An 11,556-nucleotide genomic window follows, 5' to 3' on the forward strand; every position below is an offset into this window, starting at 1 on the left:
CTCAAAACGCCCGATGCACCGCATCGGGCGTTTTGCATTTCAACGATAGATGCGGTCGCTTGCTGTTGTAGATGTTTACTGACTCGTTGACCATTTGAACCGCCTCAGCCAGATCCTTGGGTCGGTGAAGCAGAAACTCTGTCTTCAAGATTCCGTTAACCCGCTCTGCCAAGGCGTTCTGATAACAGTCATACCCATCGGTCATCGAGCACAGGATTCCATGCTTGGCATGCAGCTTCTGGTAGAGGTCAGAGCAATATTGCGAGCCACGATCCGAGTGATGCACCAGCGCCTGATCGGTTCTTCTGCCCCGTAAAGCCTTGTTCATCGCTTGAATGACTGATTCGGCGTGCAAGGTTTCATGCACGTGATGACCAACGATCTTGCGAGAGTAGGCATCTGTAACCAAGCTCACGTACGCAACGCTTTGCTCGGTGGGTAAATACGTTATGTCCGCGACCCAGACCTGTTCGGGACCAGTGGCGGTCACTTGATCGGGGCCAGGTTTCAACCGGTTGGGATGTCGGCGGAAGCGATGATGACTGTCAGTGGTCTTGTGATAGGCGCGCTTGCGTGGCACCAATTGGCGACTATCTCGCAGGATATCGAACAGCCGGTCGCGACCGACTGTGCGCGATAGCTCCGGCTCGGACTGCATAAGGCCATGCAACTTGCGAGTGCCCAGTCGAGGCATCTGAAGGCGTGTTTCCAAGACAAACCCCAGCACTTTTCGGGCATGGCTGATTTGCGCGTCATAAGCCCGGTTTCGCTTGTAGTACGCCTGCGGGGAAATACCCAGAAACTGGCAAGCCCTGCGAATACTCAGGCCTTGGATTTGCCCTTGGGTGAGGACTTGCCGGATCGCTTTTTTACGACAGAAACACCGTAATCATTCTTCAACACGTCAACGACCGCCTCGAAGAACTGGGCCTTCTGATTGGCAAGGGCGAGCTTTTCTTCAAGCTCCTTGATTCGCTGTTCAGGCGTCAGCGGCAAACTTTGTTCGTCCATCGGTCGGCTCCTCTGGGCGCGAATAGAGGCGCCCTGGCTCCAGTCCTGCCGCCCATGCTTGCGTAGCCACACCAACACAGTCGACCGACCCTGAATTCCATAGCGCCGTTGAGCCTCTTTATAACTCAACTCGCCTTTTTCAACCTGATCAACGACTGCCAATTTAAAGCCCAGCGTGTAATCACGCTGGCTGCGCCTTTTTCCCGTATCCATTGATTCCTCCTGAAGATAAGTCAGAAGGTGTAAACCTTATTCAGGACGAGACACACCCAACAAAAAAGGCGCCTAAGCGCCTTTTTTGTTCACCACGAAACAACCAGCAGGATCACTCCCACTCAATCGTCGCAGGCGGTTTGCTCGACACGTCGTAAGTAACGCGCGAAATGCCTTCGATTTCATTGATGATGCGGCCGGAGACGGTTTCCAGCAGTTCGTAAGGCAGGTGAGCCCAACGTGCGGTCATGAAGTCGATGGTTTCTACGGCACGCAGGGCAACGACCCAGGCGTAACGACGGCCATCGCCTACCACGCCAACCGATTTCACTGGCTGGAACACTACGAAAGCCTGGCTGACTTTGTGGTACCAGTCGGCTTTGCGCAGTTCTTCGATGAAGATGTGGTCGGCACGACGCAGCAGGTCGGCGTATTCCTTTTTCACTTCACCGAGGATGCGCACGCCCAGGCCCGGGCCCGGGAACGGGTGACGGTAGACCATGTCGTACGGCAGGCCGAGTTCCAGGCCCAGACGGCGGACTTCGTCCTTGAACAGTTCGCGCAGTGGCTCGACCAGTTTCAGGTTCATCTCTTCCGGCAGGCCGCCCACGTTGTGGTGCGACTTGATCACGTGAGCCTTGCCGCTTTTCGCGCCAGCCGACTCGATTACGTCCGGGTAGATGGTGCCCTGAGCGAGGTACTTGATGTTGTCCAGTTTGTTCGACTGGGCATCGAATACGTCGATGAAGGTGCGGCCGATGATCTTGCGCTTCTTCTCTGGGTCGGCTTCGCCGGCCAGGTTGTTCAGGAACTGCTCTTCAGCGTTGGCGCGGATCACCTTGACGCCCATGTTCTCGGCGAACATGGCCATCACTTGCTCGCCTTCGTGCAGACGCAGCAGGCCGTTGTCGACGAAGACGCAAGTCAGTTGATCGCCAATGGCTTTGTGCAGCAGCGCAGCAACCACCGAGGAATCAACACCGCCGGACAGACCCAGCAGCACGTTGTCGGTGCCGACTTGTGCGCGGATGTTGGCGATGGCGTCTTCAGCGATCTTCGACGGTGTCCACAGGGCTTCACAGCCGCAGATGTCGAGGACGAAGCGCGACAGGATGCGACCGCCCTGCTTGGTGTGAGTCACTTCCGGGTGGAACTGCACGCCGTAGTAGCCACGGGCGTCGTTGAACATGCCGGCGATCGGGCAGCTCGGGGTGCTGGCGAGGATGTGGAAGTCTTCCGGCATCTTGGTGACCTTGTCACCGTGGCTCATCCACACGTCGAGGCCGAACAGGCCATCGGCGTCGATATGGTCTTCGATACCGTCAAGCAGACGGCTCTTGCCAACCACGTCAACGCGGGCGTAACCGAACTCACGCAGTTCGGAACCTTCAACCTTGCCGCCCAGTTGCTCGGCCATGGTCTGCATGCCATAGCAGATACCGAAGACCGGTACGCCCAGATCGAACACTGCCTGTGGGCAGCGCGGGCTGTCGGCGACGTGCACGGACTCGGGGCCACCGGCGAGGATGACGCCTTTGGGAGCGAATTCGCGGATCGCATCTTCGTCCATGTCGAACGGATGCAGTTCGCAGTACACACCGATTTCGCGCACGCGGCGGGCAATCAGTTGGGTGTATTGCGAACCGAAGTCGAGGATCAGGATGCGGTGAGCGTGAATATCGAGGGCCATGATTCAGTCTCGTCTAAGTCATTCAGAAACAGTCGTGATACAGAAACAACTCGGGGCTGAATAAAACAGCCCCGGTTGCTTAACGATTTGCTTGAAGCATCAACCTACGCGGTAGTTCGGCGCTTCTTTGGTGATCTGCACGTCGTGAACGTGGGATTCGGCCATGCCAGCACCGGTGATCCGCACGAACTCAGGCTTGGTGCGCATTTCTTCGATGTCGGCGCTGCCGGTGTAACCCATCGAGGAACGCAGACCGCCCATCAGTTGGTGAATGATCGCGCTCAGGGTGCCTTTGTAAGGCACACGGCCTTCGATGCCTTCCGGAACGAGTTTCTCGGCGCCGGCCGAGGAGTCCTGGAAGTAACGATCGGAAGAACCTTGAGCCTGGGACATGGCGCCCAGCGAACCCATGCCGCGATAAGCCTTGTACGAACGGCCCTGGAACAGTTCGATTTCGCCTGGCGCTTCTTCAGTACCGGCGAACATCGAGCCCATCATCACGCAGGAAGCACCGGCTACGATGGCCTTGGACAGGTCACCGGAGAAACGGATGCCGCCGTCGGCGATCAACGGTACGCCGGTGCCTTCAAGGGCAGCAGCAACGTTGGCGATGGCACTGATTTGCGGAACGCCGACACCGGCGACGATACGCGTGGTGCAGATCGAGCCAGGGCCGATACCGACCTTGACTGCGTCAGCGCCCGCTTCGGCCAGAGCCTTGGCGGCGGCGCCGGTGGCGATGTTGCCGCCGATCACCTGCACATCAGGGAAGTTCTGCTTGACCCAGCGAACGCGGTCGATCACGCCTTTGGAGTGACCGTGAGCGGTGTCGACCACCACCACATCCACACCGGCATTGACCAACGCAGCTACACGATCACCGGTGTCTTTACCGGTGCCGACAGCAGCGCCAACGCGCAGACGACCTTGGTCATCCTTGCTGGCCAGCGGGTAAGCTTTGGCTTTTTCGATGTCTTTGACGGTCATCATGCCTTTGAGGGCAAACTTGTCGTCGACGATCAGAACTTTTTCCAGACGGTGCTTGTGCAGCAGTTCGCGGACTTCGTTCTTGTTGGCGCCTTCGCGTACGGTGACCAGACGCTCTTTAGGCGTCATCACTTCACGTACGGTGGCGTCCAGACGGGTTTCGAAACGCACGTCACGGGAAGTGACGATGCCGACCAGGTCGCCATCGTGCAGTACCGGTACGCCGGAAATGTTGTGCATGCGGGTCAGTTCGAACAGATCACGCACGGTAGCATCGGCTTCGATGGTGATCGGATCCTTGACGACGCCGGCTTCGAACTTCTTGACCTTGCGAACTTCGGCAGCTTGCTGCTCGATGGTCATGTTCTTGTGGATAATGCCGATGCCACCTTCCTGAGCCATGGCGATTGCCAGACGGGCTTCAGTAACGGTGTCCATGGCGGCAGAAACCAGAGGAATGTTCAGCTCGATGCCACGGGTAAGGCGGGTTTTCAGACTGACTTCGTTAGGAAGCACCTCGGAATAACCGGGCACTAGGAGAATGTCGTCGAAGGTCAAAGCTTCTTGGCTGATACGCAGCATCGCGGGGGCTCCCGAGCGGGAAAATGGAAGCGCGCCATTATAGTCAGACACCCCCTGCTGTTCAATGTAAAACTCAGCTTAATATCAATGTTGCTGATGTACGGGGATCCCCGGCCCTACAGCTCCACCTTGACCCAAGAGACAGGTTGATCGAGCCAATCAGCAAACTCATCGATAAAGCTTTGCTTGAAGCCAGCCTCCAGCCAGTTATTGAAGATGAAACCAAGGTTGGAGAATGCGCATTCCTGCAAATACAGAAAACCGTTGATGTCGTCTTCATGCCCGCATTCGGGGCAGGTGAAATTGTCGGTGCGCCCTGGCATCCAGTCTTCGAGGCTGTCGAATAGCGCTTCACCGACTTCCCGCCGACACTCGGCGCAACCGGCTTCTTCGAGAAAGCCCTTGGCCGGGGTGTAGATGCAGCGTTTGGTGACGATTTCTAGCCCATTGATTGGCTCACCGAATGGCAACGCCTGTGGATGCAGCACCACGGCACGCGCACCATCGGCAATCGCGTAAGCCATGCGGTTGCCAGTACGGCCACAGGTCGTCAGCTCTTCTTTGATGATGTTCTTGCGCACCAGCCAGCGCACGATCGCCCGGGCCCGGGGTTCGTGGACCGGCAGCGTGGAAATTTTCGGCACGATGATGCTTTGCGAATTCATGGGTACAGCCTGCGACGTCAATTGGAAGTTCTGCGGTGCTCTCTCCGACGCCATCGCTGGCAAGCCAGCTCCCACAAAGTGTTCGGTCGCTCACAAATATTGTGTACACCAGAAAAACCTGTGGGAGCTGGCTTGCCAGCGATGGCGTCAGTGCGGCCGGCAGCTTAATCCCTGACAAAATCCGGTCAAGTGCTGAAATAGCGCAGGATCAGGGCAATTCCGCTCGCCAGCACCAGCCACGTCACCAGCCGCACAAACGCCTCGCGCGACAAGCGCATGGTCAACCGCCGCCCAATCCACAGCCCCAGCGCCATGGCCGGTAACAGGCACAGCGCCAACATCAACAAGGGTAGCTCGGCATACACACCGGCGATGGCGAAAAGGCTCAGCCGCACCACCGTGCTGCAACTGATCAGCGCACTTTGCGTCGCGCGCGCCGCTTCTTTCGGCAGACGACTGTTGAGATAGATCGCATATAAAAAGCCGCCGCTGCCGAACAGTGCCCCGAACAAGCCGCCGACCGTGCCCATTGGCACCGCCCACGCCGCTGACAATTGTGCCGGCCGCGCTTTGACCCACAGGCTGTAAACCGCATAAGCGCTGATGAACAGCCCCATCAGCAGCAACAACAGATCGGATTTGAGGTTGAGCAGGAAGATCACCCCCAACGTACAACCCACCGCCATGCACGGCAGCAGCCGCAGCAATTCGGGTTTGGCCACGTCTTTGCGCGACGGCAGCAGATTGCCGAACGCCGCAACGAAATCCAGCAACACCAGCAACGGCACGATTTTCGACAACGGCATAAACACAATCAGAATCGGTCCCGCTACCAGCGCCGTGCCAAATCCGGCGATGCCGAACACGATATAGGCCAGTGCGATGGCCAGGCCGATAACCGCCCAGCCCTCGACGCCCCACGCCCATTCACTCAACAGCCCCAGCACACTCATCGCCACGCATCCTTTATTGACCTGAGATGACTTTAGCCAGCGCCGAGGGTTGCGACTAATATCTTCAAAGCCGACGACCCATCTCGAAAAGGCATACCTCGTGCTTTCAACCCGCCAACTGCGTTACTTCGTGGAAATCGCTGAGTGCGGCAGTTTCAGTGCCGCTGCCGAGCGCCTGTTCATCGCTCAATCGGCATTGAGCCGACAGGTCAAAGACATGGAAACGCGACTGCAAACCCCGCTGTTCGAACGCACCGCGCGCCAGCCTCGACTCACTGCGGCGGGCGAAGCATTTTTGCCGCGCGCGAGGAATCTGCTCAACGAGCTGAGCAAGGCCAGCGCCATGGCCACTGAGGTCGGCAACGGCCAACTCGGAACATTGCGCCTGAGTCATTCGAGCACCGTACCGATCAGTGGGCGTCTGCTGCGTGACATCAGTCGCTACCTCGATCAGCAACAAGGCGTGTCGCTGGACATCGGCAAACTGTCTTCGGAGGCGCAGCTTGAGGATCTGGCCGAGGGGCGCCTCGATATTGGCTTGCTGCGCCTGCCCGTACTGCGTCAGCGCGAAGGTATTCAGATTGTGCCGCTGTTTACTGAGCGCTTACTGCTGGCGGTTCCGGCCGATCATCAATTTGCATCAGCGCACTCGGTCGATCTTGCACAACTCAAGGACGAGGCGTTCATTTCCATCCCGCATCCACAGCGCGGCGGCCTCAGTTATTTATGCGCCGACCTGTGCATGCGTCAGGGCTTTTTCCCGAAAGCGGCACGGGTGATGTCGCGCAAGACCACGCAATTGCAGTTGATTCAGGCCGGATTCGGCATCGCCCTGCTGCCGGAATCGATGCAGGACCTCGCCCCGCCCGGCGTACGATTCCTGCCGCTGGCCGACGCCGACTGCCACAGCACCGTCGCCCTCGCCTACCGTCAAAACCCGCCACCACTTATCCAACACTTCATCCAGACTTTCACCAATCCCGTGTAGGAGCTGCCGAAGGCTGCGATCTTTTGATTCTAAAAAACAAGATCAAAAGATCGCAGCCTTCGGCAGCTCCTACAGGGATCGTGCAATGACGGCGAGAATGCCTTTAAACTGCGCCCCATGATTAAAGATCCCTTTGCAAGACTTGGCCTGGACCGTGAAGTCCTGACCGTCAGCCAGCTCAACGGCCGCGCGCGGGTGTTGCTCGAAGACGTGTTCAGCAACATCTGGGTCGAAGGCGAAATCTCCAACCTCGCTCGCCCAGCGTCCGGCCACATCTACTTCACCCTCAAGGACAGCGGCGCGCAGGTGCGTTGCGCACTGTTCCGGCAGAACGCCGCGCGCGTTCGACAGGCGCTGAAGGACGGTCTGGCGATCAAGGTCCGCGGCAAGGTCTCGCTGTTTGAAGGCCGTGGCGACTATCAGTTGATTCTCGACACCGTGGAGCCTGCCGGTGACGGCGCACTGCGGCTGGCTTTCGATGCGCTGAAGGAAAAACTCAGCGCCGAAGGCCTGTTCAGTGCCGAACGCAAAGTGCCGTTGCCGGCACATCCGCAGCGCATCGGCATTATCAGCTCGCCAACCGGCGCGGTGATTCGCGACATCATCAGTGTGTTCCGCCGCCGGGCGCCGCAGGTGCAACTTACGTTGATTCCCACCGCTGTGCAGGGTCGCGAAGCGACTGCGCAGATCGTTCGAGCTTTGAAAATGGCCGATGCCCGTGGCTTTGACGCACTGATCCTTGCCCGTGGCGGTGGCTCGCTGGAAGACCTCTGGTGCTTTAACGAAGAGGCCGTGGCCCGCGCCGTTGATGCCTGCGTGACGCCGATTGTCAGCGCCGTCGGCCACGAAACCGATGTGTCGATCAGCGACTTTGTTGCCGACGTGCGCGCGCCAACGCCTTCCGCTGCCGCCGAACTGCTCGCGCCAGATTCCAGCCACCTGATCCGTCAGGTCGAAAGCCTGCATCGGCGGTTGGTGATGCGCATGCGCGACCGTTTGATGCGTGATCGCCTGCGCCTGGAAGGCATGGCGCGTCGCCTGCGTCATCCCGGCGAACGTCTGCGCCAACAGGCTCAGCGCCTGGATGATCTGGACATGCGCATGCGCAGGGCGTTCGAGCGCAGCCTCAATACTCGTCGCGAACGCTTGATCCGCTTGGAGACCCGTCTCGCCGGGCAACATCCGGGACGGCAATTGGCGATGTTGCGCCAACGTCTCGACAGCCTCGCCGAACGCCTGCCACGCGCGATGCGCGAAGGCCTGAAAAGTCGTCGCCTGCAATTGCACAGTCAGATGCAGACGCTGCACGTGGTCAGCCCGCTGGCAACGCTCGGCCGTGGCTACAGCATTCTGCTGGATGAACGCGGCAACGCGATTCGCAACGCCGCGCAGACCCACACTGGCCAGCGCCTGAAAGCCAGACTCGGCGAAGGCGAACTGCAAGTGCGCGTCGAGGACAACCACCTGACGCCTGTCACTCTTTCTTTACTGGACTGATCCATGCCGCGTTTTCTGGCTTCATTGTTTTTACTGTGTCTGACCTTCAACGCCCACGCCGACAGTTACATCACCCGGCTGCTGAACAAACCGGTGCCGGGCGGCGTCGCCGTGGTTGACCTCGGCGCTGCTGCACAAGCGCCGAAAGCCACGTATCAGGGCAAACCGGTACTGGTGGTGAAAGAACAGAACAACTGGCTGGCGATTGTCGGTGTGCCGCTGACGGTCAAGCCTGGCGCGCAGCAGATCAGCAGTGGCGGGCGCAATTTGCCGTTCACCGTGGGCAGCAAGAAGTACCCGGAGCAGCGCATCACCCTGAAGAACAAACAGCAGGTCAATCCGGATCAGTCAAACCTTAAGCGCATCGAAGGTGAACTGGCCGAGCAGATCAAGGCTTACCGCAGCTTCAGCCCGAACACGCCGAGCAATCTACTCTTGGACAAACCGGTGAACGGGCCGCTGTCGAGCAAGTTTGGTGTGCGTCGCTTCTTTAATGGTGAAGAGCGCAATCCGCATGCGGGTCTCGATTTTGCGGTGCCGGCGGGCACGCCGATCAAGACGCCGGCAGCGGGCAAGGTGATTCTTACCGGCAACTATTTCTTTAACGGCAACACCGTGTTTGTCGACCATGGTCAGGGCTTTATCAGCATGTTCTGCCACATGTCGAAAATCGACGTAAAGGTCGGCGATCAATTGGCGCGTGGTGCGGTGGTGGGCAAAGTCGGGGCGACTGGCCGGGCTACCGGGCCGCACATGCACTGGAACATCAGCCTGAACGATGCGCGGGTGGATCCGGCGATTTTCATTGGTGCGTTTCAGCCTTGAATATGTAGTGAGGCGACCGGCCTCTTCGCGAGCAGGCTCGCTCCCACTCTGGATCTTATTCACAACCCAGATCCCCTGTGGGAGCGAGCCTGCTCGCGAAAGCGGCTTACGCAACACACCAATACTCACTGAATTCCCGCAAACCTCAATTGCGCCCTAATCGACGCTCACGCAAAAATCAAAAAGATCCGCCGGCTTAGGCACAATAAAATCGCGAAAAAACCTGCTTTTCGAGTATTCCTCTCAATTTTTTTCGACTGCTTGCCATCCTTTCCCCTCGCGGTTAGGGTTGAGGGCATGAAAACCTCTCACACCCTCATTCAGCTTCGCCAGCACCGCAGCCTGTGCCTCGTCAGCGCACGACTGCCAGGCTGAATCGCTACGCCTCGTCCTACGCTTTTCCAAGAACATTCGTCACACCGGCAGGCCGCCTCTTTTCGGCCCAGACAATAAGGAATTTCCCGATGAGCATGCTCAAAGATCCGTCTTCGAAATACCGCGCGTTCCCCGTCATCAACCTGCCGGATCGTACCTGGCCGTCGAAAACCATCGACGCCGCGCCGATCTGGTGCAGCTCCGACCTGCGTGACGGCAACCAGTCGCTGATCGAGCCGATGGACGCGGTCAAGAAGCTGCGCTTCTGGAAAACGCTGGTGCAGGTCGGCGTGAAGGAAATCGAAGCGTCGTTCCCGGCTGCTTCGCAAACCGACTTCGACTTCGTGCGTACCCTCATCGAGGAAGGCCACATCCCGGACGACACCACCATTCAGGTGCTGACCCAGGGCCGTGAAGACCTGATCGAGCGCACCTTCGAATCCCTGCGCGGCGCGAAGAAAGCCATCGTGCACTTGTACAACGCTACCTCACCGTCTTTCCGTCGCATCGTCTTCAACCAAGACAAGGACGGCATCAAGGCCATCGCCGTCAACGCGGCCAAGCTGTTCGTCAAATACGCCGCGATGCAGCCGGACACCGAGTGGACCTTCGAATACTCGCCGGAAACCTTCAGCGCCACTGAGCTGGAGTTCGCCAAGGAAGTCTGTGACGCGGTAATCGAGGTGTGGAACCCGACGCCTGAGCACAAGATGATCCTCAACCTGCCGGCCACCGTTGAATGCGCAACGCCGAACATCTACGCCGACCAGATCGAGTGGTTCGGCCGCAACATCAATCGTCGTGACAGCGTGATCATCAGCCTGCACACGCACAACGACCGTGGCACTGGCGTCGCTGCCACCGAGCTGGGCCTGATGGCTGGTGCCGATCGCGTCGAAGGCTGCCTGTTCGGCAACGGCGAGCGGACCGGCAACGTCGACCTCGTCACTGTTGCCCTGAACATGTACACCCAGGGTCTCGACCCTCAACTGGACTTCTCCGACATCGACGGCGTGCGCAAAGTCGTCGAAGAGTGCAACCAGATTCAGGTTCACCCACGTCACCCGTACGTTGGCGACCTGGTGCACACCGCGTTCTCCGGCTCGCACCAGGATGCCATCCGCAAAGGCTTCTCTCAGCAGAAACCGGACGCTCTTTGGGAAGTGCCGTACTTGCCGATCGACCCGGCCGATATCGGCCGCAGCTACGAGGCGGTGATCCGCGTCAACAGCCAGTCGGGCAAGGGCGGCATCGCTTACTTGCTGGAGCAGGAATACGGCATCAGCCTGCCACGTCGCATGCAGATCGAGTTCAGCCAGGTCGTGCAGCGTGAAACCGACCGCCTGGGCCTGGAGATGACCGCCAAGCAGATTCACTCGCTGTTGATCAGCGAATACCTGCAAGCCAACACTCCGTACGCGCTGGTCAGCCATCGCCTGCAGGAAGAAAACGGCAACAGCAACGTCGAAGTGGAAGTGGCGAGCCAGGGTCAGGGCGAAACCAACCTGCACTGGCGCGGCAAGGGCAACGGTGCGCTGGAAGCACTGGTGGCCGGTCTGCCGGTTCCGGTGGAAATCATGGACTACAACGAACACGCGATCGGCGCGGGCACCAACGCCAAAGCGGCGGCCTACATCGAGCTGCGTGTGAACGGCGAGCGTGCAGTGCACGGCGTGGGCATCGACGAAAACATCACCACGGCCAGCTTCAAGGCGCTGTTCAGCGCGCTGAACCGATCGTTGAGCCAGCCTGAGGCGAAAGCGGCTTAAG

Annotated in this window: 9 protein-coding genes; 4 read left to right on the forward strand and 5 right to left on the reverse strand. The window is 58.9% G+C overall.

Features of this window, described 5'->3' with window-relative positions:
* Position 1: 1 nt before the first annotated feature.
* The 5 genes from JFT81_RS18055 to JFT81_RS18075 form a co-directional block, all read right to left on the reverse strand.
* A protein-coding gene (locus tag JFT81_RS18055; RefSeq protein WP_201228384.1) for an IS3 family transposase occupies positions 2-1,224 on the reverse strand; the annotation gives its coding sequence in 2 pieces (ribosomal slippage) (positions 2-873 and positions 873-1,224; 1,224 coding nt in all).
* 112 nt (positions 1,225-1,336) lie between these two features.
* On the reverse strand, positions 1,337-2,914 hold the full coding sequence (gene guaA, locus JFT81_RS18060) for a glutamine-hydrolyzing GMP synthase (protein WP_201228385.1): 1,578 nt from the start codon (positions 2,912-2,914) through the stop codon (positions 1,337-1,339).
* Positions 2,915-3,013: 99 nt separating this feature from the next.
* Positions 3,014-4,483, reverse strand: coding sequence for an IMP dehydrogenase (guaB, locus tag JFT81_RS18065; protein WP_201228386.1), 1,470 nt, complete (start codon positions 4,481-4,483; stop codon positions 3,014-3,016).
* 116 nt (positions 4,484-4,599) lie between these two features.
* Positions 4,600-5,148, reverse strand: a complete 549-nt coding sequence (locus JFT81_RS18070) for a sugar ABC transporter ATPase (protein ID WP_201228387.1) — start codon at positions 5,146-5,148, stop codon at positions 4,600-4,602.
* Positions 5,149-5,333: 185 nt separating this feature from the next.
* On the reverse strand, positions 5,334-6,101 hold the full coding sequence (locus JFT81_RS18075) for a sulfite exporter TauE/SafE family protein (RefSeq protein ID WP_201228388.1): 768 nt from the start codon (positions 6,099-6,101) through the stop codon (positions 5,334-5,336).
* Between the two features lie 100 nt (positions 6,102-6,201).
* Here JFT81_RS18075 and JFT81_RS18080 point away from each other — a divergent pair, with 100 nt between their 5' ends.
* The 4 genes from JFT81_RS18080 (at position 6,202) to leuA (ending at position 11,555) form a co-directional block, all read left to right on the forward strand.
* A complete protein-coding gene (locus JFT81_RS18080; protein WP_201228389.1) occupies positions 6,202-7,089 on the forward strand; it encodes a LysR family transcriptional regulator in 888 nt (295 codons plus the stop codon).
* Positions 7,090-7,206: 117 nt separating this feature from the next.
* Complete coding sequence (gene xseA, locus JFT81_RS18085; protein WP_201228390.1) at positions 7,207-8,586, forward strand: exodeoxyribonuclease VII large subunit; 1,380 nt, start codon at positions 7,207-7,209, stop codon at positions 8,584-8,586.
* A 3-nt stretch (positions 8,587-8,589) separates the two neighbouring features.
* Positions 8,590-9,411, forward strand: a complete 822-nt coding sequence (locus JFT81_RS18090) for a M23 family metallopeptidase (protein ID WP_201228391.1) — start codon at positions 8,590-8,592, stop codon at positions 9,409-9,411.
* A 464-nt stretch (positions 9,412-9,875) separates the two neighbouring features.
* Positions 9,876-11,555, forward strand: coding sequence for a 2-isopropylmalate synthase (gene leuA / locus JFT81_RS18095; protein ID WP_201228392.1), 1,680 nt, complete (start codon positions 9,876-9,878; stop codon positions 11,553-11,555).
* The last annotated feature ends 1 nt before the right edge of the window (position 11,556 follow it).

It is taken from the genome of Pseudomonas sp. TH43 (assembly GCF_016650635.1).
Classification (GTDB): Bacteria; Pseudomonadota; Gammaproteobacteria; order Pseudomonadales; family Pseudomonadaceae; genus Aquipseudomonas.

Bases quoted from the DNA above. Each gene is read 5' to 3' on its own strand.
- leuA (WP_201228392.1), top strand. From the start codon at position 9,876: ATGAGCATGCTCAAAGATCCGTCTTCGAAATACCGCGCGTTCCCCGTC.
- xseA (WP_201228390.1), top strand. From the start codon at position 7,207: ATGATTAAAGATCCCTTTGCAAGACTTGGCCTGGACCGTGAAGTCCTG.
- guaA (WP_201228385.1), bottom strand. From the start codon at position 2,914: ATGGCCCTCGATATTCACGCTCACCGCATCCTGATCCTCGACTTCGGT.
- guaB (WP_201228386.1), bottom strand. From the start codon at position 4,483: ATGCTGCGTATCAGCCAAGAAGCTTTGACCTTCGACGACATTCTCCTA.
- JFT81_RS18075 (WP_201228388.1), bottom strand. From the start codon at position 6,101: ATGAGTGTGCTGGGGCTGTTGAGTGAATGGGCGTGGGGCGTCGAGGGC.
- JFT81_RS18090 (WP_201228391.1), top strand. From the start codon at position 8,590: ATGCCGCGTTTTCTGGCTTCATTGTTTTTACTGTGTCTGACCTTCAAC.
- JFT81_RS18070 (WP_201228387.1), bottom strand. From the start codon at position 5,148: ATGAATTCGCAAAGCATCATCGTGCCGAAAATTTCCACGCTGCCGGTC.